The 25031-nt window shown below is 41.4% G+C and carries 22 protein-coding genes and 1 pseudogene; 14 read left to right on the plus strand and 9 right to left on the minus strand.

Annotated elements, in window-relative coordinates; translation table 11 throughout:
• Nucleotides 1-157 precede the first annotated feature (157 nt).
• The 4 genes from metG to cdd all read left to right on the plus strand — a co-directional run bounded on the left by metG (nucleotide 158) and on the right by cdd (nucleotide 4592).
• Nucleotides 158-2185: a methionine--tRNA ligase gene (gene metG / locus PR799_RS03675; RefSeq protein WP_154628626.1), complete on the plus strand. Its 2028-nt coding sequence runs from the start codon at nucleotides 158-160 to the stop codon at nucleotides 2183-2185.
• A 168-nt stretch (nucleotides 2186-2353) separates the two neighbouring features.
• Complete coding sequence (locus PR799_RS03680) at nucleotides 2354-2821, plus strand: CidA/LrgA family protein (RefSeq protein WP_154628627.1); 468 nt, start codon at nucleotides 2354-2356, stop codon at nucleotides 2819-2821.
• Complete coding sequence (locus PR799_RS03685; RefSeq protein ID WP_272521283.1) at nucleotides 2821-3516, plus strand: CidB/LrgB family autolysis modulator; 696 nt, start codon at nucleotides 2821-2823, stop codon at nucleotides 3514-3516. Before PR799_RS03680 ends, PR799_RS03685 begins: the two co-directional genes overlap by 1 nt.
• A gap of 179 nt (nucleotides 3517-3695) precedes the next feature.
• Entirely contained in the window at nucleotides 3696-4592 is an 897-nt protein-coding gene (cdd, locus tag PR799_RS03690; RefSeq protein WP_154628629.1) for a cytidine deaminase, read from the plus strand.
• A 131-nt stretch (nucleotides 4593-4723) separates the two neighbouring features.
• Here the strand turns inward: cdd and PR799_RS03695 are convergent, their stop codons facing one another.
• The 4 genes from PR799_RS03695 to PR799_RS03710 all read right to left on the minus strand — a co-directional run bounded on the left by PR799_RS03695 (nucleotide 4724) and on the right by PR799_RS03710 (nucleotide 7956).
• Entirely contained in the window at nucleotides 4724-5977 is a 1254-nt protein-coding gene (locus PR799_RS03695; protein WP_272521284.1) for a serine protease, read from the minus strand.
• A 10-nt stretch (nucleotides 5978-5987) separates the two neighbouring features.
• The gene (locus PR799_RS03700) at nucleotides 5988-6680 is read right to left on the minus strand and encodes a hypothetical protein (protein ID WP_154633934.1); all 693 of its coding nucleotides are present in this window, start codon (nucleotides 6678-6680) and stop codon (nucleotides 5988-5990) included.
• Between the two features lie 26 nt (nucleotides 6681-6706).
• The gene (locus PR799_RS03705; protein ID WP_230082505.1) at nucleotides 6707-7174 is read right to left on the minus strand and encodes a hypothetical protein; all 468 of its coding nucleotides are present in this window, start codon (nucleotides 7172-7174) and stop codon (nucleotides 6707-6709) included.
• A 143-nt stretch (nucleotides 7175-7317) separates the two neighbouring features.
• Nucleotides 7318-7956, minus strand: coding sequence for a hypothetical protein (locus tag PR799_RS03710; RefSeq protein WP_272521285.1), 639 nt, complete (start codon nucleotides 7954-7956; stop codon nucleotides 7318-7320).
• 429 nt (nucleotides 7957-8385) lie between these two features.
• Here PR799_RS03710 and PR799_RS03715 point away from each other — a divergent pair, with 429 nt between their 5' ends.
• From PR799_RS03715 to sanA, 4 genes and pseudogenes are all read left to right on the plus strand, one after another.
• Nucleotides 8386-10083, plus strand: coding sequence for an NAD-dependent malic enzyme (locus PR799_RS03715; RefSeq protein ID WP_154628633.1), 1698 nt, complete (start codon nucleotides 8386-8388; stop codon nucleotides 10081-10083).
• A gap of 168 nt (nucleotides 10084-10251) precedes the next feature.
• Nucleotides 10252-11142, plus strand: a pseudogene (locus PR799_RS03720) (rhomboid family intramembrane serine protease); the annotation flags it as partial.
• 294 nt (nucleotides 11143-11436) lie between these two features.
• Nucleotides 11437-12285, plus strand: a complete 849-nt coding sequence (locus tag PR799_RS03725; protein WP_230088701.1) for a YncE family protein — start codon at nucleotides 11437-11439, stop codon at nucleotides 12283-12285.
• 202 nt (nucleotides 12286-12487) lie between these two features.
• On the plus strand, nucleotides 12488-13192 hold the full coding sequence (gene sanA / locus PR799_RS03730) for an outer membrane permeability protein SanA (RefSeq protein WP_036949704.1): 705 nt from the start codon (nucleotides 12488-12490) through the stop codon (nucleotides 13190-13192).
• Here the strand turns inward: sanA and yeiB are convergent.
• Nucleotides 13189-14370, minus strand: a complete 1182-nt coding sequence (gene yeiB / locus PR799_RS03735; protein ID WP_272521286.1) for a DUF418 domain-containing protein YeiB — start codon at nucleotides 14368-14370, stop codon at nucleotides 13189-13191. The two genes, sanA and yeiB, sit on opposite strands and share 4 nt — an antisense overlap.
• Before the next feature lie 3 nt (nucleotides 14371-14373).
• On the minus strand, nucleotides 14374-15033 hold the full coding sequence (gene folE, locus PR799_RS03740) for a GTP cyclohydrolase I FolE (RefSeq protein WP_036949713.1): 660 nt from the start codon (nucleotides 15031-15033) through the stop codon (nucleotides 14374-14376).
• A gap of 426 nt (nucleotides 15034-15459) precedes the next feature.
• On the opposite strand from folE, the gene moeA reads away from it, so the two are divergent.
• From moeA to PR799_RS03755, 3 genes are all read left to right on the plus strand, one after another.
• Nucleotides 15460-16701 (plus strand): molybdopterin molybdotransferase MoeA, encoded by a 1242-nt coding sequence (gene moeA / locus PR799_RS03745; RefSeq protein WP_272521287.1) that lies wholly within the window; start codon nucleotides 15460-15462, stop codon nucleotides 16699-16701.
• Nucleotides 16702-16705: 4 nt separating this feature from the next.
• Nucleotides 16706-17452, plus strand: a complete 747-nt coding sequence (gene moeB / locus PR799_RS03750; protein ID WP_272521288.1) for a molybdopterin-synthase adenylyltransferase MoeB — start codon at nucleotides 16706-16708, stop codon at nucleotides 17450-17452.
• A gap of 205 nt (nucleotides 17453-17657) precedes the next feature.
• Complete coding sequence (locus PR799_RS03755) at nucleotides 17658-17993, plus strand: zinc ribbon domain-containing protein YjdM (RefSeq protein ID WP_006662278.1); 336 nt, start codon at nucleotides 17658-17660, stop codon at nucleotides 17991-17993.
• Between the two features lie 90 nt (nucleotides 17994-18083).
• Here PR799_RS03755 and PR799_RS03760 read toward each other — a convergent pair whose 3' ends face one another.
• A complete protein-coding gene (locus PR799_RS03760; protein WP_272521289.1) occupies nucleotides 18084-19682 on the minus strand; it encodes an ABC-F family ATPase in 1599 nt (532 codons plus the stop codon).
• Nucleotides 19683-19862: 180 nt separating this feature from the next.
• Nucleotides 19863-20441, minus strand: a complete 579-nt coding sequence (locus PR799_RS03765; RefSeq protein ID WP_154628637.1) for a TIGR00730 family Rossman fold protein — start codon at nucleotides 20439-20441, stop codon at nucleotides 19863-19865.
• A gap of 301 nt (nucleotides 20442-20742) precedes the next feature.
• Between PR799_RS03765 and rhtA the strand changes: the two genes are divergently transcribed.
• Together rhtA and dps are read left to right on the plus strand one after the other, a co-directional pair.
• Entirely contained in the window at nucleotides 20743-21630 is an 888-nt protein-coding gene (gene rhtA, locus PR799_RS03770) for a threonine/homoserine exporter RhtA (protein ID WP_154628638.1), read from the plus strand.
• A gap of 294 nt (nucleotides 21631-21924) precedes the next feature.
• Nucleotides 21925-22428, plus strand: coding sequence for a DNA starvation/stationary phase protection protein Dps (gene dps, locus PR799_RS03775; RefSeq protein WP_154628639.1), 504 nt, complete (start codon nucleotides 21925-21927; stop codon nucleotides 22426-22428).
• A gap of 66 nt (nucleotides 22429-22494) precedes the next feature.
• Here dps and dinG read toward each other — a convergent pair whose 3' ends face one another.
• The gene (dinG, locus tag PR799_RS03780) at nucleotides 22495-24606 is read right to left on the minus strand and encodes an ATP-dependent DNA helicase DinG (protein WP_272521290.1); all 2112 of its coding nucleotides are present in this window, start codon (nucleotides 24604-24606) and stop codon (nucleotides 22495-22497) included.
• Between the two features lie 240 nt (nucleotides 24607-24846).
• Between dinG and PR799_RS03785 the strand changes: the two genes are divergently transcribed.
• Complete coding sequence (locus PR799_RS03785; RefSeq protein ID WP_165906914.1) at nucleotides 24847-25008, plus strand: hypothetical protein; 162 nt, start codon at nucleotides 24847-24849, stop codon at nucleotides 25006-25008.
• Nucleotides 25009-25031: the final 23 nt, after the last annotated feature.

Below are 25031 nucleotides of genomic sequence, written 5' to 3' on the forward strand. Positions count from 1 at the left end.
CGCCTAGCGAATGAAAAACCACAAACAGTAAAAATTTGTTTCCACCTAGCGTTTTTTCCTAATAATTGCCGATTAATATTTTATTGCCCTAGCGACATTTTTATTGATCGGTTAACATCAAAGACCCTTTATTAATAATGGAAGTAAGAAAGTTACTATGTCTCAAGTCGCGAATAAATTACTGGTAACCTGTGCGTTACCATATGCTAACGGTTCAATCCATCTCGGTCATATTCTGGAGCACATTCAGGCTGATATTTGGGTCCGTTATCAGCGAATGCGCGGCAAAGAGGTTCATTTCATCTGTGCTGATGACGCGCACGGAACACCGATCATGCTAAAAGCTCAGCAATTATGCATTACGCCTGAAGAAATGATCGCAGCAATGAACCAAGAGCATCAGGACGATTTTGCAGGCTTCCAGATTAGCTACGATAACTACCACTCAACCCATAGCGAAGAAAACAAACAGTTATCCGAACTGATTTACGGCAAATTAAAAAGCAATGGTTTTATTAAAAACAAAACCATTTCACAGCTTTACGACCCAGAAAAAGGCATGTTCCTGCCAGACCGTTTCGTTAAAGGTACTTGCCCGAAATGTAAAGCGGAAGACCAATACGGCGATAACTGTGAAGTTTGTAGCGCAACCTATAGCCCAACTGACCTGATTAACCCACGCTCAGTGGTTTCAGGTGCAACGCCAGTTATCCGTGAAACTGAACATTTTTTCTTTGATTTACCTGCATTTAGCGACATGCTGCAAGCATGGACTCGCTCTGGCGCACTGCAAGAGCAAGTGGCTAACAAAATGCAAGAATGGTTTGAATCTGGCTTACAGCAGTGGGATATCACTCGTGATTCCCCGTATTTCGGCTTTGAAATTCCAGATGCGCCGGGTAAATATTTCTACGTTTGGCTGGATGCGCCAATCGGCTATATGGGCTCGTTTAAAAACCTGTGTGACAAACGCAGCGATTTAAACTTTGATGACTTCTGGAATAAAGATTCTAAAGCGGATCTTTACCACTTTATCGGCAAAGATATCGTCTATTTCCACAGCCTATTCTGGCCAGCCATGTTAGAAGGCAGCAACTACCGTAAACCAACCAACCTGTTTGTTCACGGGTATGTCACCGTTAATGGTGCAAAAATGTCTAAGTCTCGCGGCACATTTATTACCGCTCGCTCTTACTTAGACCATTTCGATGCTGACTGCCTACGTTATTACTATGCAGCGAAACTCTCTTCACGCATCGACGATATCGACTTGAATTTAGAAGATTTCGTACAGCGTGTGAACAGCGATATCGTAAACAAAGTGGTGAACTTAGCTTCACGTAACGCAGGCTTTATTGCTAAACGTTTTGCTGGAAAATTATCCGCAAACTTAGCCGAGCCAGCGCTATACCAACAATTTGTTGATGCGGCAAAAGTGATCGGTGACGACTTTACTAACCGTGAATACGGCAAAGCTGTGCGTGAAATTATGGCATTAGCGGATATTGCAAACCGCTATGTAGATGAGAAAGCGCCTTGGGTCGTTGCGAAACAAGAAGGTAAAGACCAAGAACTGCAAGATATCTGCTCGATGGGTATCAACCTGTTCCGCGTATTAATGACTTACTTGAAACCAATTCTGCCAAGCTTAACTAAGCGCGTGGAAGAGTTCCTGAAAGTTGAATTAACGTGGGATTCCATCAACTCGCCATTACTAAATCACGACGTAGCGCCATTTAAAGCGTTATTTAACCGTATTGAATTAGCAAAAGCGGAAGCGATGGTAGAAGCGTCCAAGCAAAGTGCTCAGCCAGTTAAGCAACTGACAGGCCCTCTGGCAGATGACCCAATTCAAGAAACCATCACTTTTGATGATTTCGCTAAAATTGACCTGCGCATTGCGCTGATCAAACAAGCAGAATTTGTTGAAGGTTCAGATAAGCTGCTGAAATTACAGTTAGATATCGGTGGTGAAACTCGCCAAGTATTCTCTGGGATCCGCAGTGCCTACCCAGATCCAAAAGTCTTGGAAGGTCGTTTAACCGTGATGGTGGCAAACCTTGCCCCACGTAAAATGCGCTTTGGTATCTCCGAAGGTATGGTGATGGCAGCAGGCCCTGGTGGTAAAGATATTTACCTACTGAGCCCAGATAATGGCGCACAACCGGGAATGCAGGTCAAATAAGTCATGGATTGTCGTTCGAGAAATTGAACAACAAACTTAGACCATATCAATATAAAACGGAGCCACTTCAGTGAGCTCCGTTTTTTTATGGGTTTTTATTTGTGATCTCTGGCACAATTTTCAAGTTAATTGTATGATGAATGCCTGTCGAGTAATAGGACAAGTCCCATGTCATTAAAACAAGTATTGAACACCGGATGGCAATATTTGCGAGCCTTCGCAATACTTTACCTCTGCCTAATCATCGGAAATGTGATTTCCAAACTGCTTCCTTTTTCCATTCCCGGCAGTATTGTCGGTATGTTACTGCTGTTTGTCTTGCTAGCATTGCAAATAGTCCCTGCTCATTGGGCGAAACCTGGATGTAGCATCCTGCTGAAAAACATGACGATTTTATTCGTTCCCATCGGTGTGGGAATTATGAATTATTATGATTTACTCAGCCAACAGATGATCCCGATTGTCGTCTCCTGCATCGCCAGTACATTAATCGTCATGATTGTTGTCGCAGTCAGCTCAAACTATATCCATAAAGAACGCCCTATTGTGGGTGTGAAGCCTGATGAAGTTCCTCTTCCTCCTGAAGAACCCATATCTTCAAGCATCAATAATGATAAAACCAAGGGGAAAGAGTGATGTTAGAACATATTTGGTGGTCACTGCCATTAACTATCGTTGTTTTCTATTTGACAAGAGCGCTGTCGATCAAGTGCAAATTGCCCATTCTGAACCCATTATTGTTAACTATCGCGATTATTATTCCACTACTGATCCTGACGAATACCTCTTATGAGCACTATTTTGCGGGCAGTAAAATACTCAATGATTTATTGCAGCCGGCCGTCGTCGCCCTCGCCTTTCCGCTCTACGAGCAAATGCACCAGATTAGAGCGCAATGGAAATCCCTATTTAGTATCTGTTTTGCTGGCAGTATTGTGGCGATGTTTACGGGCGCCGCTATTGCACTGTGGCTTGGTGCAACACCGGATATTGCAGGGTCAATATTACCTAAATCAGTGACAACTCCGATAGCCATGGCAGTTGCCGATTCAGTCGGAGGCATCCCAGCAATTAGTGCAGCTTGCGTCCTTTTTGTCGGGATTTTAGGGGCAATGTTCGGTCATAGCCTATTTGATGTTTTACGTATTCGTACCCACGCATCGCGAGGTTTGGCGATGGGTACCGCTTCTCACGCTTTGGGAACAGCGCGTTGTGCGGAAGTTAACTATATTGAAGGGGCTTACAGTTCATTAGCATTAATGACCTGCGGGGTAATCACCTCGTTGATTGCACCTTTTATCTTCCCTGTCATTCTTCACTTATTTAGCTAAACTGAATCAATAAGAGAGGTCATGTACCTCTCTTATGCAAATTTCAGTGCAAAAACTTGAGATACATCTCTCATTTAATGAATTTGTTTCATTGATTGCATTCATGGAGTGATCGCGATCACATCCAAGCCCCCTATTAATTGAATAGAATGAAAACAATTAAATAGGGAGGGTTACTTATGCATTCAAGATTCAAGGCCGCTTGGGCCGAACTTCCAGAAAAGTTACAGTCTGTCCTAAAACCGATTATGGACAAACCTGATTTCTCAGCCATGTTAACCGCTGAGCAAGTAAAACAAATTAAAGCTGAGAGTGGATGCACGGACAGTGAACTCGCTTTTTCATTATTACCTTTCGCAGCGGCTTACGCTGTTACGCCAATTTCTCGCTTTAATGTAGGCGCAATCGCTTGCGGTATCAGCGGTAATCTCTATTTCGGCGCAAATATGGAATTTAACCATGTTTCTATTGGTCAAACTATCCATGCAGAACAATGTGCTATTACCCACGCATGGTTAAAAGGTGAAAAACAATTAACCTCAATTACCGTTAACTACACGCCTTGCGGTCACTGCCGACAATTTATGAATGAACTGCGTGAAGGCGGTAAGATTATGGTGCATTTACCAAAACGCCAAGCAGCCACACTTCATGATTATTTGCCTGATTCATTCGGTCCATCGGATCTGAATATCACCACATTGCTACTCGATAATGTGAACCATGGTTATCAAAATCAAAGCCGCGATAGATTGTTATCTGCTGCGGTTGAAGCGGCAAACCAATCTCACGCACCATACAGTGAATCTCACTCTGGTATAGCCGTGCAGTTAAAAGATGGCTCCCTGTTTACAGGGCGCTACGCCGAAAATGCTGCGTTTAACCCGAGCTTACCACCATTACAAGCGGCACTAATTATGGTGAATTTAGCGGGTAAAGATATTCATGCTATCGAACAAGCGGTGTTAGTGGAAAAACAAGATGCAACGGTCCAGCAGTGGTGTACAACAGAAAATACCTTGCACGCGTTAGGTTGCCAGAAAGTGGAACGCATTTATTTGGATGAGTCCATTTAAACGTCATTTTATTGAATCATATTTAATTTAAACCAGATTAAATATTTCGAGATTACAACGGCGGTTATTGTGAGTTTATCAACTTCAATAACCGCCGTTTTTTATTGAAACGTTATTGAGTGTTAATAAAGTTAAAATGAGAATCTGGATGATGAGCTGCTATAGCCACCACTGTAGTTAAATTCAGGCATACTTGGTGCTTGCGGTATTCTAAAGTCCCTATCGAACGAACTTGATGAGTGATTTATAGAGGACATGTGGTCTCTTAAGTTATCAACGGTTCGATCCATCTGGCATTCACCTATTTGAAAATCATTTGGTCTATATACACTCACTGGGTATCCTCGGTGTTCTGAGGCCGTTATTTCAATTGGTGCATGATTATTAGAATAAGTAGTAAATGGAATATTACCGATAACATCATCTATCATGGCATTGTGTTTATTAACATTGGGGCTGTAATTGGCAGATGGGGAATTAAATAATCCGGTTTCTGGCAATATATAGGCGGGGCGTTCAAGGTAATATTCAGAAAGGCGATCAAAGTGTTCAAACTCTGTCTGACCAACCCAATCAGGTTGTAAATAATATTCATAACGACTCTGAGGTGGTAGATCCCAAAATGATAATCGATTTGTTCCTCTATCAATTAATGGATTTCCCGTTTCATACACAAGTGCTTGAGCATCATCCAGATCGACTTCTAATGTAGGTGATACAAAGAATCCATACGTATTTTTCAAACTTATCACGACACCATCAATGGCATTGTCTATATCTATTACTCTTCTAATCCAACTATGAATTTCGGATTTTTCACTTTCAGTCGCATCATACAAACCTTCATACATAATATTCATAGTACTTAAGCTTAACTCTATTTCCCTATCTGGCTCACCTACAGCATTCAATACCTTTTGCCAGTATCTCTCTTTATTTTCATAGCCTGGCATGACATTAAAAACAGGCTGCAAGGTCCACGCTTCCGCAGGTAACTTATGCATATCAAAAACGAACTCATGGAACCACATCACTTCTTCATGATTTATATCTCCATATATCTCGGTAACGCCATCCGTAAATCTATTTTGAAGTGTATATGAATAAAAAAAAGCCATATCAAAACGTATTTCTTCGAACTTCTCTCGACTAACTACAATGCCTTTTTCAATCATGATCTCTTCTAAGTAGTTTAATGCAAATTTACCTGAAAAAGAGTCACCTTTAACAACACTATTTGCTAGAACTGCATACCGATCCCCCTTACTCGCTAAATATTCATACATTAGTTCTGGCTTTCTGCTTAGAGTTAAAATTTTATGTGCCTTTACTGCTTCTCTTTTTGTTAATCTAAGATACCCTTGTCTATAATGTTTATTTTTCATATCTAACACCTTATAATTTTATATATTTATAAATAAATTTATTTACATCACCCATTATTTCATTCCACACATTTAAATCTTTATAATTTATTAACAATTTAATTTTAACACCAATTTCAGGAATCAAATAAACCGCATCGCATCGACTATAAACACCATCACCAGGTATCCATGCACAGTCAAATAAAATATTAATCGACTCTTTACCCCTCCCCCAATAATAACCTCTTTTATATTCCTTAAAGTGATTATGCTTATTATTGAATCTAAATATGACCTCATTAAAATAAAGCTTTAATTCTTCACTGTATGAGACATCCCCCTTATATTTTCCTTCACCACTATCAATATATAGATACCTTTTATATTCAAGATAACTTTTAGGATCACCATCGAGTGGTTCTATAGAAAATCTAAGTTTTTTATTTTTTTCATTTCCATTTTTATTAAAAGGCTTCATTTCAGGCCAGCTCATTATTAATGGCAAAACTCGAAAATTTGCATCGCAACCTTTTTTATTTTCTAAGAATCTTGGATCGAAATAACTATAACCTTCATATTCCGCGAAGGAGTAGACATAGTTGCTAGGCACTTCAATGACTGTATCGTTAAACCGCCCACAAACAAAACCGGGACGATTATCTGCCATCGATGAAGTTGAAATTAACAAGATAAATATAGAAAAAATAAATTTTATTGGCATATTACGCCTCCAAATTTTTCAAAAACTTATTTTTTATAACGAAAACTATCTTCAACCATCGTCATGGTTTTCTCAATTTCAATAACTAGGGGAATTTTCCTCATTCTCTTTAACCATCGCTGGCTTTTTTTACGTTTTTCAATTGAAGTGCTTTCTGCCTCAGCCTTCATTTTAAACCACAAATCAACAAATATTTTCTCCTCGGATTCCCTTTCGGAATTAGCGTTCATTTCCCTCCAAAATTTGTTTCGTTCATTTTCATCAAAAACATCATAAATATCAGCAAAAAACCATGCATCGCAGGGTAAATTCGCTGCTTTAAATCCATTTTCATTGATAATTTTAGCCTCGTTAAAATTAATTCTTTCCGTTCTAACCTCTACACCTTTATTTAATTCAAACCAAGACTTTAAGTAATTCGCATATGCCAATGCAGATTCATAATGGACTTTATCCATTTTTTCTTTTGACAATGGTTGTTTATATTCATCCATAGTCACTCTTATATATTCAAGTATAATTATGTTAAAAATAGATACACTATCTTTCTTAGGCTCCGAACCTATAGATTGAAAGGAGAAAAATAACAAAATAAAACATAACAATAATTTTTTATTTTGATGCCATATTACCCCCACTAGTCTCCCTCCATAATGTTAGCAAGAACAGCGTTAGTCCATATCTCACTAATTGTGTTTTCGATACTATTCATCACTGGCATTTTTCTCACTATAGATAACCAAGCTATACTTTCCTTTTGTTTCTCTGATGATGAATTTGTCGCTTCTCTAATCATTGAATACCATATTTTCATTAATACTGCTGTTTCTTCATTTCTCCCGCCTTTATTTATTGCATATAGATATCCTTTCCATATTACCTCACTATCTTTCTCATCTAACGCATTAAAAATATGACTAAAAAACCATGCATCATGAGATATGTTAGACCTATCCAGTGAATCATAGTAAAGTTTACTTGCTTCTTTATAATCAATTCCTTCATCAAAACATTTCTTATTTAAACTAATAAAACTATGAACAATCTTTCTATAATCCTGTTTTTTGTAATCATAATTTTTCATTAAACTTGAACTTTTCTTAAATTCAGCAAGATACATAAATTGTAATGCAATAAGAAACCTTGAAGGCTCTTTATTTTGATATTCGCCATAGGAATTACTATTTTCAATAATATTGTTTTTATTTACATCATTTGAACCATGACAAGCACATAGAAAGAGCATAAAAATAATTAACGTGAAATTCCTTATCATAAAAGCCACCAATCTTATAGTTTTATAAAAAGAAAATTAAAACTAAATGAATTAAAAACATGCGGCAATATATGATATATAAAAATATATTTAGCAGGATCAGCATCTACCGACTTACTGCACCATAAGCACTGATTTTCTACTGAACAGTTAAATTAATTTAACCTATAAAAAATGACATACTGCGTTGAAAAGATTGATATCGTGATAAAAGCATCGGCGAACTTAAATAAACGTGATCCATTCGTTGTAATAGTAAAACAAACCTCGTCTAAAATTCCCTTCTGTAGATAATTTCCTTATCATATAAACCATAATATTCAGTAAAAAATTTAACTGTTTTGTAGCATTATTTACTGTACATATTTTTTGTTTAGCTTAGGATCTAACCTGACTGTTGCTTACTAATCGTCCGAAGAGTGATATTTCATGGAACATGAACACGAAACAAAACGTCCCCTATACATTCCTTACGCTGGTCCAATCTTACTCGAATTTCCTTTACTGAATAAAGGAAGCGCCTTTACAGAAGAAGAACGCGCTAATTTTAACTTGTATGGTTTACTGCCTGAACAAGTTGAAACTATTGAAGAACAAGTTGAACGTGCTTATCGCCAATTAATTGATTTTAAAACAGATATTGATAAGCATATCTACCTGCGTAATATTCAAGACACCAACGAAACCCTATTTTATCGCCTGATTGATGCACACTTAACCGAAGTGATGCCACTCATTTACACCCCGACTGTGGGTGAAGCTTGCGAACATTTCTCTGATATCTATCGCCGTGCGCGTGGTTTGTTTATCTCTTATCCAAACCGTGAATACATCGATGACATGCTGCAAAACGCCACTAAACAAAACGTAAAAGTTATCGTTGTGACAGATGGCGAACGTATTCTTGGTTTAGGTGACCAAGGTATCGGTGGTATGGGTATTCCAATCGGTAAATTATCCCTGTATACCGCCTGTGGTGGTATCAGCCCTGCGTATACCTTGCCAGTTGTTATTGATGTGGGTACCAATAACCCACAACGCCTGAATGACCCACTGTACATGGGATGGCGTCATCCGCGTATTACTGGAGAAGAATACGATGAATTCCTTGAAGAATTTATCCAAGCCGTAAAACGCCGCTGGCCAAACGTGCTGCTGCAATTTGAAGACTTTGCACAGAAAAATGCGATGCCATTATTAAATCGCTATCGCGACGAGCTGTGCTGCTTCAACGATGATATTCAAGGTACCGCTTCCGTGACTCTGGGTAGCTTAATTGCCGCTAGCCATGCAGCGGGCAGCAAACTGAGCGACCAACGTGTCACATTCTTAGGCGCAGGTTCCGCGGGCTGTGGTATCGCAGAGCAAATTATTGCTCAGATGAAATCAGAAGGTTTAAGCGATGAAGAAGCACGTGCACGCATCTACATGGTTGACCGTTTCGGATTACTGACAGACAAACTACCAAACTTGCTGGATTTCCAAAGCAAATTGACGCAAAACAGCGCTAACTTGCAAGATTGGGATGTCAATAGTGACTCTATTTCGCTGTTAGATGTCGTGCGCAATGCGAAGCCAACAGTACTGATTGGTGTTTCTGGTCAAGCGGGTCTATTCACCGAAGAGATCATCAAAGAGATGCACAAGCACTGCCCTCGCCCAATCGTGATGCCATTATCTAACCCAACATCTCGTGTTGAAGCGCGCCCAGAAGATATTATCAACTGGACTGAAGGCCAGGCATTAGTGGCAACAGGTAGCCCATTCCCACCAGTGGCTTATAAAGACAAAGTCTTTGCTATCGCACAATGCAACAACTCCTATATCTTCCCTGGTATTGGTTTAGGCGTGATTGCATCCGGTGCGAAACGTGTGACTGATGGCATGTTGATGGCGGCAAGCCGTGCATTAGCAAGCTGCTCACCACTGGCACAAAAAGGTGAAGGTCCTCTATTACCACTGTTATCTGAGATCCAAGATGTCTCCCGTGTGATAGCAAAACAAGTGGCTAAAGAAGCGCAAGTTCAAGGCGTGGCGACCATGACATCTGATAGCGCTCTAGATGAAGCGATTGAGCACAATTTCTGGAAACCAGAATATCGTGTCTATAAACGTACCTCATTCTAATTAATTGTTTTTACTAAATTAAAGAGCACTTCGGTGCTCTTTTTTTGTTTTCTCTGTTTTCTGTATTTCAACATTGTCTGAAAGTATCCCGTTTCTATAACTTGCGATTGAGATAGCCGCCAGAGTTATTTAAGATGCAAACATAACCTGTTTATATAGGACTCGCTCATGTCAGAGCCAATCATACCTGAATCAACGCCGCCTGAATCTGCACCGAAAAAAAACACGCGAAGATTTTCCCTATGGGCGATAGCACTCACACTGTTTATTACGATTCTTAATATTGGTGTCTATTTTTATCAGCTTAACTTTGCTGCACCACTTGAATCTCAGGAATACAATTTGTTGCTCTTCGGAGCAAGCGTTTATCAACTCTCTCTCACCGGTGATTGGTGGCGTTATCCTATTAGCATTGTGCTGCATTCTGGATGGGTACATTTAGGGCTAAATACCCTTGCCTTACTGGTTATTGGTATTGAATGTGAACGCGCTTTTGGTAAATTCCGTTACCTTGCCATCTACCTATTTGCAGGGATTGTCGGGTCGTTTGTCAGTGCAGCTTGGCAATATCAAGAAGCCTTAAACAGTGCAATGCGTCGCTTTGATATGATGTCATGGAGCAGCCTGCTGCAAAATGATAATACCGTCTATATCACCGTCAGTTTAGGCGCTTCTGGGGCGATTATGGGTCTCGCCGCTGCATCGGTGATTGATCTCTTAAAACAGCTTAACAATCCTGACCTCACTAAAGATGCTCGCGATACCCTTAAGCGCCCGCTCTATAATATTATTGCCATGATTGCATTAACCTTAATTAACGGGATGCAATCGGGGGTCGATAATGCAGCCCATATTGGTGGCGCGCTTGCAGGTGCCGTAATCGGCTTTGCTTTCGTTCTCATTCCTGCCAAAAAATACGTATTAGATTTACTCGTCGTGTTAATCATGGGGGGTATTTTAGCGCTCGTTATCCATCAGAAATCATTTTCGACCGATGAAGATCTTGTTGCTGAGCGTGAATTTATCTACCAAGAACTGGATAAAGAACTTAACTCAGCCAAAGCAGAGCAAGCTAAGCGAGTGATGGAAAAAGCTGCCGAAAAGGAGCTTGCATCACTCCCCCCAGCGCAATCTGAAGAGCAGGTTTCCGGTATTCAAGTTCAAGCCCCTCAATTAATTGAACCAAGCTTTATTCTCAGTGATGATGCCCACCAGCGAGTCTTTATCACGGATGAAGAAGCCAACCTGGTTAGTGCTTACTCTTCTGCTAATGGTGATTGGAAACTCCTATTTACTATCCAGCTTCCATTACCTAAAAATGAAACGGGTTGCAGCTCTAATCGCTGCCGTGGAATGGGTGCCTATGGGGCTTCGCTCAGCACCGATGGAAAGAAACTGTATGTTGCTTCACTTCAACCAAATAGCGTCAGTGTGATTGATATCGACACGCAAAAAGTGGAAGCTAATATTGAAACCAACTTTTTCCCACGCCAAATTTATGTGATGAAAAATAGCCCTCGCGCATTTGTCACAAGCGGCGTAGAAAACAGTATCGCAGTGATTAACCTTGCCAATAATACTGTCGAGAAAAAACTCTCCTTCCCAGATAGCCAAGAGTATCAAGGCGCTTTCGGCATTCAAATGCCCGCCGCGCTTTCCCCCGATGAAAAACATTTAGCGCTGTATGATAATGTGACCCAAGCTGCCTATCTGTTAGATACTCAAACACTTACGTTTAGTGCAAAACCGTGGTTTACGGTAGAGAATTATTATGACTCTGTTAGAGAGTTTTATTTCACACCGGATAGCCAATCCATCTGGATGGTGACAGATACTCGCTTTGTTTTCGCTCATGTCACAGCACCAACCTCACCTATCACGGAATATCATTGGTGTGGAAATAATAGCGATATACAGTATGGTCGATATGGTATCAATACGGCATTAACCCAAGCTTACTATTTGCCGCAATATCCTAGTGAGGCCCAAGTTCCGCTGGTCACCACCAGCCTCAAGACATTGAATATCCATAATGTTCTGCCGATCCCAACAAACGGTGACTATATTCAAGGGATCGCTGAAACGGAGAACGCTTGGGTGGTGACTTATCCAAAATCATTTTATGTGGTTGATAAACAAAAATCCGTCGATAGAAATACTATCAGCCCATTACTCTGTTTTGGTGGAACACCAAACGAATAAACCAATATACGGCATCTTATTGTTTTTCAATTCGATACCATTACCTTATACGATATTGTCTTAGACAATATCGTCAACCGAAACATTATGAGCCATATTGACACGATTTTACGTTACGCGACTTGCGTCACGAAATTAAGTCAAGTAGCCTATTAATTGTTACCATTAATTATTATAGGCATTAATTATTCAAGGCGAGGACATGAGGAAACGTCTGCTTTATGGTCTATTAATACTAGCAGGGATAGCTTTCGCCACTGTTATTTTACTCGACCGCTGGATCAGTTGGGAAACCGCGCCCTATATCTATGAAGATGTAGAGCAACTGCCTGCCCGCGATGTTGGGATGGTTCTCGGCACATCGAAATATTATGCCTCCGGTGCCACTAACCTCTATTACACCTATCGAATTAAAGGTGCTGCGGATGCCTATCACAGCGGCAAAGTGAAGTATTTACTCCTGAGCGGTGACAACGGCGCGCACAATTACAATGAGCCTATCGCCATGCGTAAAGACCTCATCAAAGCGGGTGTTCCCGCTTCAAAAATTGTGCTCGACTTTGCCGGCTTTAGAACCTTAGACTCCGTGGTTCGTACGAAAAAAGTGTTCGATACCGATAACTTCACTATTATCACTCAGCGTTTTCATTGTGAAAGAGCGCTATTCATTGCTAAGCACAAAGGGATTGATGCCCAATGTTTAGCGGTACCGACGCCAGAAGGTATGTTTAAAGTGCGGATACGTGAAGTGTTTGCTCGTTTAGGTGCACTCGCCGATCTCTATATTCTCCAGCGTGAACCTAAATTTTTAGGGGAACAAGAATCCATTCCTGCTCCAATAAAAATGCCCGATGGCACAAAGGGCTACCCTGCAGTAACCCCCGATGAGCTAAACAAACTCAATTAATGTTCGGATGGTGAATGGCGATTTAAAAGATAAAACAGTTTGTCTGTCAGTCGTCGCCAACACCATTCCACAGGCCCTTGCTTAAAGAAGCTCAACCAGCAGTAAGAAAACAGTAAATTGGCACACCAAATGGGTGGAATGAACGCTAACAGTTCCACTCGGGTAAACTGATAAAAATAGCCCAAATGGTAAAAAATAGTGGTACAAATCAGTGTTTGAAGTAAGTAATTACTCAGTGCCATCCGCCCTACATTTTGCAGTGCTTTCGCGAGCACACTTCGGCTCAATGCCCCCCAAAACCCATACACTAACGCAATATAGCCCAAAGACTGAAACGGCACCGATAACTCATTAATGATATAACCAACAATCGAGGTATCAAAGTAACGCCAACCGAAAAGACTTTGAACATAGAGAGCCACGGACTGAATCGCTACCGCTGGGAGAATTAATATAATGGCTATTCGGCGATAATGCTGCTCGGTAAACTGCCCTTTTAGCCAACCATTTTTCAGTAACAGCGCCCCAAGGATCATCATTGCAACCAGTTGCCAGCCATACTGGATCACCAGCAACTCAACCATCATCGCCACTTCACCCGCGCGATATGCGATCCCCGTCATTCCGCCAATGCGATGTTGCCAAGCATCAAGAAACGCTTGGTCTGCTGTGATCTGCCAAAAACTGGTATCCACTACATTACTGCCAATGGCAAATAGAATAACCAAACCAATCAAATAGATAGAAATAGCAATTTTCAATAATGTTGAAGCCGCATAGTGTGGCATCACCATTATTGCAATCAGCCCCGTCAAGGAATAGGCGAGAAGAATATCCCCATCCCAAAAACCAATTCCATGAATCAATCCAATAATCGCTAAAATAATCAGTCGGCTACGTTGCCACAATATTGCGCGATAACTTAGTAAGCCTAATGTAGCGCCAAAAAGTAGAGAGAAAATACCCAGAAACTTCCCTTGAAAGAAAAGATTAAAAAACACCCAAACCGCCGCATCAGAAGATGATACTTCAGGGGTGTAATAGGGATTAAGATAGGCCGCTTGTGGTAATGCGAATCCAAAGATATTCAGCAATAAAATACCAAGGATGGCAATGCCACGTACTGTATCAAGTTGCCCGATACGGCTTTTAGGGGCAACTGAAACGGTAGAGGTCATAAATTAGAGATGGCGAACCGCACGTAAGAATTCTTGACGTGTATTTTGGCTAGACTTGAACAGCCCACCCAATGATGTTGTGGTCGTTGCACTCGTCGCATCACGTATACCACGGGCTTTCACACAGTAGTGAACGGCATCAATAGAAACCGCGACATTCATGGTGCCTAATAACGTTTGCAGAGCCACTAAAATTTGCTGAGTTAAACGTTCTTGAACTTGTGGGCGCTGTGAAAAAAACTGCACAATACGGTTGATTTTCGATAAACCAATTACTTTGTCTTTAGGGATGTATGCCACAATCGCTTTACCGTCGATCGTCACAAAGTGATGCTCACACGTACTGGTCAGAGTAATATCACGCACAGTGACCATTTCATCCACATTCATTTTATTTTCAATTAATGTGATTTTTGGGAAGTTTGCGTAGTCAAGACCTGAAAAAATCTCATCCACATACATTTTTGCGATACGGCGCGGGGTATCCGCCAAGCTATCATCGGTTAAATCTAAGTTCAGCAACTTCATAATTTCGGTCATATGCCCTTCAATCAGCTGCTTACGATCCTCTCCGGATTTTGGCTGGATTCGTAATGGGGTTTCAAGCCCTCTTGCTTCCAAAGCAGCATGAACTAATTCGGCCTCTTTACTCAGAGATGACATAGGATCCTCCACAGATGGTATAACGCTATTTTTATAAAAATGCAGGTGTGCGCGGTACTCTAAAGCAGCAAGTGCAGATAATCCAGTAATACATCTATCAACAGCATGAAATATTTGCAGGTTATCGCGCGACTCGATCCAGAATACTCCTTGCAATTTAAATAACTATCTCATTATTTAAATGCGATTAATAACATGCTTTATTTTAGCCTTTTTGATGGATCTGTTTTAGCAAAAATCGTGTTATTCGATAACGAGTTTATTAAAACAACGCAATGCGTGACTCGAATGACACAAACTATCCACTCAAAAGCTATCAGTAATCAATTTCTATTCATTCACCCAATGCGCTATATCTGACATAATACCGCCAACAATTTATTTTAAGCCTCTAAGGCCAATAACAAGATTAAGGGGTAACGATTTATGGACCAGTGTCATACTAACGGTTTGATTTCACTAGAGCTTGCATTAGAAAAATTACTTTCAAACACCACAGTGGTCACTAGCACTGAAATCATTCCATTAACTGAGTCTGCCCAACGTATTATTGCCGAAGACCTCATATCTCCTATAAATGTCCCGCCGTTCGATAACTCCGCGATGGATGGTTATGGTTTTCGCTTTGCTGATTGGGATGGAAAAACCCCGATGCCCGTCGCTGGAAAATCATTTGCTGGCAACCCAATGGAAGGGAAATTACCCGCAGGTAGCTGCGTGCGCATCATGACGGGAGCGCCTATTCCAGAAGGCGTGGATACTGTTGTCATGCAAGAAGCAACAGAACAAACTGACCAAGGGATTATTTTTACGGAAAGTTTCAAGCAAGGAAATAATATTCGTAAAGCTGGCGAAGATATTGCCCAAGGTAGCGCGGTATTCCCAGCGGGAACCTTATTGTCCACCGCACAGCTTCCATTGATAGCGTCTCTCGGAATTGCGAATGTTACTGTCCAGCGCCGTTTGAAAGTTGCCGTGTTCTCAACTGGTGATGAGCTTCAAGCAGTAGGCGAACCTCTGGCTGAAGGTCAAATTTATGACACCAACCGTTTTGCCGTTCGCTTAATGTTAGAAAAACTCAATTGTGAAGTACTGGATTTCGGCGTGATCCCCGATTCACCCGAAAAACTCAAGCAAACCTTTATTGAAGCTAACCAATGTGCTGATTTAGTTATCAGCAGCGGCGGCGTCTCTGTCGGTGAAGCGGATTACACTAAACAAATTTTGGATGAACTGGGTGAAATTGGTTTTTGGAAATTAGCCATCAAGCCGGGTAAACCTTTTGCTTTTGGTAAACTCAGTTCAGCGTGGTTCTGTGGCTTACCGGGTAATCCTGTCTCTGCCGCACTGACTTTCTACCAGTTAGTTCAGCCATTAATTGCTCGCCTCTGTGGTCATAGCCAATGGAAAGCCCCTGTCCGCTTCAAAGTTCCTGTCACTACACCGCTGAAAAAATCACCGGGACGCCTTGATTTCCAAAGAGGAATTCTAAGCGTCGATGAACAAGGTCAGCTACAAGTGGCAACCACTGGACACCAAGGCTCACATGTTTTCAGTTCTTTTAGCCAAGCAAACTGCTTTATCGTATTAGAACGCGAGCGAGGAAAAGTAGCTTCAGGCGAAATGGTTGATGTGGAAATGTTCAATTACTTATTAAAAAGTGAGTAAGACTGTGCATGAGCTAACTGATCAGGAAATGCTGCGTTATAACCGCCAAATTATCTTACGCGGCTTCGATTTTGACGGGCAGGAAAAGCTGAAGGCTGGTAAAGTCTTGGTCGTTGGGCTTGGTGGACTTGGCTGTGCTGCGACGCAATACCTTGCTGCAGCGGGTGTTGGGCATTTAACCCTCGTAGATTTTGATACGGTTTCCCTATCAAACTTACAGCGTCAAACCCTGCACCGCGACGCCACTATCGGTGAGCCTAAAGTGGATTCAGCAAAAGCACAGCTAGCTGCCATCAATCCCCATATCCAGATTGATACGGTTAACGCACAATTGGATGATCCTGAGCTAGAGCAATTAGTTCAGCAGAATCATGTGATCTTAGATTGCACGGATAATGTTGCCATTCGTGAGCAGCTTAATCGCCTCTGCTTTAAGCACAAAATCCCTTTTGTTTCGGGTGCCGCGATTCGTATGGAAGGGCAACTTTCCGTATTTACCTACGAAGAAGGAATGCCTTGCTATCACTGCCTAAGCCGACTGTTTGGAGAAAACAGCCTGACATGTGTAGAGGCAGGCGTGATGGCGCCACTGGTGGGGACAATTGGCACATTAGAAGCGATGGAAACCATCAAATTGCTGGCGCAATACGGCAAAGTTAATGTTGGGAAAGTGCTGTTATTTGATGCGATGACGCTCGATTTCCGTCAATTTAAGCTCAATAAAGACCCCCACTGTGAGGTCTGCTCTTGAGATTATCCATGGCGAGCTAAGTCTCGCCATTTTTCTGTCTCATCATTTTTTAATGATACAAAATTAGGAATAATCCTAAAAATCCATTTATCTTGTCTTTGGTCTTATACTATCCCCCTTTCGGGGAACCTCGTTATCCCTACTGGTTTGAACTATGACTACATTCATCGTCACTGAGAAGTTAGTCATCACTGAGAATATAAATATGTCATTACCTCCTTGCCCAAAATGTCAGTCTGAATACACCTATACTGACAACGATATGTACATCTGCCCTGAGTGCGCACACGAATGGAATGATGCTGAGCCAGTTGCTGACATTGATGAGCTCATCGTAAAAGATGCGAATGGCAACTTATTAGCTGATGGCGATACCGTTACCGTAATCAAAGATCTTAAAGTGAAAGGTAGCTCTTCAATGCTGAAAATCGGTACCCGCGTTAAAGGTATTCGTTTAGTGGAAGGCGACCACAATATCGATTGTAAAATCGATGGCTTCGGTCAAATGAAACTGAAATCTGAGTTTGTGAAGAAAAACTAATTTTGAGGCGGTTCTGCCATTTTGAACGGCTAAATAAAAATAGCCCCGCGGGTATCACTCCGGCGGGGCTATTTTTTGATTCAAGCAAGATTAGATAACAACGCCTTGGCTTTTCAAATACTCGTCATAAGTACCTTTGAAATCAATGACTTTATCTTCTTTAATTTCAAGAATACGCGTTGCCAGTGAACTCACAAACTCACGGTCATGAGAAACGAAAATCAGCGTTCCTTGATACATTTCTAACGCTAAGTTCAACGATTCAATGGATTCCATATCTAAGTGGTTGGTCGGTTCATCCATAATCAAGATATTTGGCTGTTGCATCATCAACTTACCAAATAACATACGACCTTGCTCACCACCGGATAAGACCGACACTTTTTTCTTGATATCATCTTGAGAGAACAGTAAACGACCTAAAATACTCCGGACCGCTTGCTCGTCATCCCCTTCATTTTTCCACTGGCTCATCCAGTCAAATACATTCAGGTCAGTATCGAAGTCTTCTGCGTGGTCTTGCGCATAATAACCAATGTTATGGTTTTCAGACCATTTGACGATTCCGCTTGTCGCAGGTTGCTCACCGACTAAGGTTTTTAAGAATGTGGTTTTACCGATACCGTTAGCACCGATAACGGCCATCTTTTCGCCCACTTCCATTAGCAGGTTCACATTTTTAAACAGAGGACCTTGATCATAACCGTTAGTGACCGCTTCTAATTCTAGAGCATTACGGAACAGTTTTTTCTCTTGTTCAAAACGAATGAATGGGTTTTGACGGCTAGAAGCTTTAACTTCATCCAATTGAATTTTATCAATTTGACGAGCACGAGACGTTGCTTGTTTCGATTTTGATGCGTTAGCACTGAAACGGCTGACGAACGATTGTAATTCAGCAATTTGCGCTTTCTTCTTGGCGTTATCAGATAACAGACGCTCTCTTGCTTGAGTTGCTGCGATCATGTATTCATCGTAGTTACCTGGGAATAAACGCAGCTCACCGTAGTCTAAGTCCGCCATGTGCGTACAAACGGTGTTTAAGAAGTGTCTATCATGGGAAATGATGACCATGGTGCAGTTACGGTCATTCAGCACTTGCTCTAACCAACGGATGGTATCGATATCCAAGTTGTTCGTCGGTTCATCAAGTAACAGAATATCTGGGTCTGCAAACAATGCCTGAGCCAATAGCACACGCAGTTTCCAACCCGGCGCCACTTCGCTCATTGGACCATAATGTTGCTCAACTGGAATACCGACGCCTAATAACAGCTCACCCGCACGCGCTTCCGCGCTATAGCCATCCATCTCACCGTAAGCCACCTCGAGATCCGCAACGCGATAGCCATCTTCTTCGCTCATTTCTGGCATCGCATAAATTCTGTCACGCTCTTGCTTTACATCCCAAAGCTCAGCATGTCCCATGATAACGGTGTCTAGAACGGTGAACTCTTCGAATGCAAACTGGTCTTGGCGTAATTTACCTAAACGCTCGTTAGGATCCGTGGTGCTCACATTCCCTGCGGTTGGCGTTAAATCCCCACCCAGAATTTTCATAAATGTGGATTTACCCGCACCATTCGCACCGATCAGACCATAGCGGTTACCGGTACCGAATTTAACTGAGATGTTTTCAAACAGCGGCTTACTGCCAAACTGCATAGTGATATTGTTGGTTGTTAACACTGCGATGCCTTAAATTGATCTTTGTAGAGTCGCCCCGAGATTGGCTTAAGTGCCCTTATCTCGCCGACTTGAAGTCTGATAAGAATAAATAGCCGCGCATTATGCCATAATCCCGCGTTTAGATCTTGTGCTGATTTTGGCACGCAGCTATTTAGAAAAAAGGGGTAAATGGATAATTATTTATTTTTCGTAGGTTTTTACAGGTGGCGCTACATAGGTTTCAAACAGGTCTAATAAACTGGCTGGGGATGATTCCACAATCGCCATATGACGATATTTTTCATGTAAAAAGCCCTCATCCGCCATTTTATTGGTCATATCAATCAACGGCTGCCAGTAATTATTAATATTGAATAACCCGCAAGGCTTTGTATGTAAACCAATTTGGCTCCATGTGAACACTTCACTGTATTCTTCTAAAGTGCCATAACCGCCTGGCATTGCGACAAAACCGTCAGCTAATTCAATCATTTTGCTTTTACGCTGATGCATGGTGTCGACTTTGTACAATTCGGTCAGATTTTTATGAGAGATTTCACGCTCTTCAAGCAGGGATGGGATCACGCCAATAGCCTTACCACCTAAAGATAATACCATATCGGCAACCGTTCCCATCAACCCAACACTCGCCCCACCGTAGACTAAAGCGATATCACGTTTTACCAACTCTTTTGCAAACTCAATGGCTTGTTTTTGATAAATCTCGTTAACACCTAGGCTAGAACCACAATAAACCGCAACACTTTTAATTTTTTTCATGTTCTATTTTCATTCCTATTATCATTCTTGTAAGCACAAAATTATACGGTACCCACAAAGAAGCTCAACTCTCATTATTTTATTTTTATTCGTTATCCAATATTAAATAATACGATGAATTCTCCACTCTAAACAAAGCAATATAATCTGCATGAATTCTGTGAGATAATTCACGCCAATTTGCTGGCTTAGGGTAAATATCCCAACAAACCACCATTATTATTTAGATTTACCCATTTTATCTGTATATACAGTGTGGGTTTTATCGACGTTCCCAACGTTTTTTTGAGGTTTTTTATTCATGTCTGCCGATACTAAAAAGAGTGTTTTTCCGCTATTACCGATAGGCTTGCTATTACTGGCAATGATGTCAATCCAAAGCGGGGCCTCTTTAGCTAAAACATTGTTCCCACTTATCGGCGCACCAGGTGTTACCGGTTTACGTTTGTTGCTTGCCACGATTATTTTGTGCGTGATCTTTAAACCATGGCGTTTAAATTTCAGAAAAAGCTCACTGGGACCACTGCTTGCTTATGGTTTATCTCTCGGAACCATGAACTACCTGTTTTATTTAGCACTTGAGCGTATCCCTTTAGGGATTGCGGTCGCACTTGAGTTTACGGGCCCATTAGCCGTTGCGATGTTTTCTTCTCGCCGCCCTATCGATTTTTTATGGATTGGGCTCGTGATTGCCGGGCTCCTGTTCTTACTGCCTATCGGCAATAACATTGACTCTCTCGACCTGGTTGGTGCCGCTTATGCTTTAGGTGCAGGTGTCTGTTGGGCGATTTATATTATCTTTGGGCAACGTGCTGGTGCAGGCTATGGTGCCGCAACGGTTGCCGTGGGTTCGCTGATTTCTGCGCTGATTTTCTTCCCAATTGGATTAATGCAAACTGGGGTTGAAGCGATGTTTGACCCTGCCATTCTACCTTTAGCTTTAGGAGTTGCGATTTTATCGACCGCATTCCCGTATACGTTAGAGATGATAGCGTTAACCAAGCTACCCGCAAAAACCTTTGGTACCCTAATGAGCCTAGAACCTTGTATGGGGGCATTCTTAGGCATTGTCTTCCTGCAAGAGCATTTAACTATGACCCAGTGGTTAGCGCTGCTGTGTATTGTATGCGCGTCTATTGGTTCAACATCAACTTCGGTACCCAAATCAAAGATTGAAAAAGTATCGTAAATAATTACGTCATCTTCACTTTTATCAAAGGCTAATAGGTATTTCTATTAGCCTTTTTGCTTTTTTACTCATTTCTCTATTTCATTATCTTGTAAGGTAATATTCATTTATTTGAAATGTCACACCGATAGATTCAATTGATAAAACCTAAATAAAAAAATATCTCAAAAAAAATATCATCACCTTGCCTATTAAAGTAATAGATTATTACTTTATGACATTCTTAGCTTTACACTCTATATTTATAAGCAGACAAGATAATTGAATCAATTTATATTTAAGAGAGGAAATTCTATGAATACTGCAAAATTATTTAAAACCTCTTCAACTGAACTTTTATATACCCGTAATGATATTGAAGATAGTGTTAAATTAGAAACCATCGGTATCTTAAACATGATGGTTATCCATTTCACCGATCTCTCTTTAATCACTAAACAAGCCCATTGGAACATGCGCGGACGTAACTTTATCGCGGTACATGAGATGCTAGATGGCTTTAGAGATAGTATCGTCGGGCACTTGGATGAGTTCGCTGAACGTGCGGTTCAGTTGGGTGGCGTCGCCACAGGAACATCACAACAAGTCAATAAATTCACGTCGTTAGAAGCTTATCCTTTGGATATTCATTCTGTACAAGACCATTTAAAAGCGTTGGCAGAACGATATGCCGTTGTTGCGAATGATGTTCGTAAAGCCATCGACGAAGTTGAAGATGAAAATACCGCAGATATGTTTACCGCCGCCTCTCGCGATCTGGATAAATTCCTGTGGTTATTAGAAGCCAATATTGAGTAGTGTCGTAAAACAGAGTCAATATATTGACAATGAGACCACTTCGGTGGTCTCAATTTATTTATCATCTTACTTCTCTGATGTTGGCATTTCAGGTTGTTCAATAGGGAAAATGGGTAACGAATTTAATAAACGTTTACCATAGTTTTTGGTTAATAAGCGTTTATCATAAATGATAATTTCACCATAACATTCATGACTACGAATCAAACGCCCTGCTTGCTGGATCAAATTAAATGAAGCGCTAGGTAAACTTTGTACCTCGAATGGATAACGCTTTAAGGACTTCAGCCAGTCCCCTTCAGTAATAATCACTGGGTTTGTCACAGGTGGAAATGCAATCTTGTGAATATGCACCTGGGTTAAAAATTCCCCTTTTAAATCCAACCCTTCCGCAAATGATTGTAAGCCGATTAACGCGCTTTTTTGCCCTTGTTTAATACGTTCACAATGCGTCTCCACTAAACGGTAGCGTGGCTGATCCCCCTGCACTAAGAGTTGAAGGCGCAAATCCTTCACATGTTCAAGAAACCCGTCCATCGCTCGCTGGCTACTAAATAAGATCAATACCCCACGATGGTCACTTTCGGTAAATTGATGGCGAAAATAAGTTGCCATCTCTTTTAAATGCTCAGCTTCAGTTGCCATGGTTGGCTCATGCTGCATTTTTGGGATCACCAATTTACCCTGCTCAACATGATTAAACGGCGAGGTGAGCGTCACAAAACGGTCATCACTCTTTTCGGATAACCCCGTTAATTCCATAAAACGTGAATAGCTGTTCAAAGAGCGAAGCGTTGCCGATGTCACCACAATATGAGGCACATTTTTCCATAATAAATGTTGTAACTGTTCACTCACGCGGATCCCTGCGCAATGCATAAAAATCCGGGACTGATTTTTCTCATAACGGCGGCTAAGCCACTTCGAAACAGGTGCTCCCGAGCTTTGATCAAGTGAGGCTAAGCGCCACAATTTGGTCATATTTTCAAAATAACCCATAGCTCGGCTTGTCACTAAAATTGAACGGTGTAAACGCGCAATATCTTGCTTTGCCGTTTGTTCCGTTAAGTCACTAAGAATCGCCTCTGATAGCCCACGCAATGCATCTGTGAGCTTAAATAGCTCTTGGCAACATTGCTGCATTACCTCGGGCAAGATCCCCATTGGGAACAAATATTCTGACTCTTTGGATGTTTCCGGTAATAATCCGTTCGCTAACAATGAAAAATCACGGAAACATTCTCGCAATTTTTCGGCGTGTTGCTGTAGCTTATCGGGATTAGTTAACTTAGGTGGCTTTGCAGGGCGGAACTGCGCCACATACTGCCCCACATGGTGAATAAAATTATCCACCTGCGCGGTAAGCTGAACTAGCGTAATTTCCCCCTCCACTTCTAAGGCATCTCTCGCCACATCGGGAACGTGATGCCCTTCATCAAGAACTAACAATAATTTTTTGGGATCCGGTAATACCGATTCTGTTTCCATTGCCGCCATAACTAAAGCGTGGTTAGCAACAACCACATCTGCATCTTCAATTTCACGACGGGCAATAAAAAAGGGACATCGTTGATAAAACTGACAATTACGCCCAAGACAGTTCATCTTATCGGTGCTAACTTTACGCCATAGACTATCGCTAAATGCTTTTTTATGGTGGTCGCGCAAGCCATCCCAAGCAAAGCTATGAAAATCATTGCGTAATTGCTGGCATTGCGCTATCTCTTCGCTGTTGGCAATTTCAGTTTTGTCTTCCACCAACAGCATTAAATCAATTTGTTCCCCTTCCGCAGCGCAGATAGCTTCTAAATTTCGGGGGCACACATAACGCGCTCGCCCAAATGCGCCTGTATATTTTAAGTCAGGGATAATTTTACTCAGTAATGGCAAATCCTTACTGAATATTTGATCTTGTAGGGCAACGTTGGCGGTACTCACGACCAAGGTTTTGCCTTCTTCGCGCCCAACCGCAATGCCTGGTATCAAATAGGATAAGGTTTTTCCCACCCCTGTGGGTGCTTCAATAACTAAATGACGCCCTTCTGCATCCGACAAATTTTTCGCCACTTCAGCAATCATCTGCCGCTGAGGTGCCCGAGAGACGAATCCCTCAATTTGATTAGATAACCCCTTATACCATTGGGTGATTTGTTCTTTGATTTTATTTGACAGAGGCATAGATACGCAGAAGACCAAGTAAAAAGGAGATGATAACCAATCAAAAAAGAGGCTGGAAAGCCCCCGTTTCTCTTTTGCGAAACCCTTCGCAAAACTACTGTATTAATTTCCATTATACACAAATTCTGGAAAGCCTTTCGCAAAACACCAAATCAAGCCAAGAAAATACCCCGTAAAACTTGTTTGCTATCACCATCCAGTTATACTTTGGCATCTTCGTGTCAAATCAGGCTAATAAAAATGAAAAAAGTCGTCATCGCACTGTGCGCATTATGCGCATTGAGTTCTATTGGGGGTATTGTGCTTGCAGGGATGAATATTTACACCCGCTCCACGACACCTATAGAGCAAAATCAGGCTCAATCGCCATCGATATTACCTGCACCTAATCAGATCCAGTAATCATCCATTATTAATCAAACGGG

Source organism: Providencia sp. PROV202, assembly GCF_028479565.1.
Lineage (GTDB): Bacteria > Pseudomonadota > Gammaproteobacteria > Enterobacterales > Enterobacteriaceae > Providencia > Providencia zhijiangensis.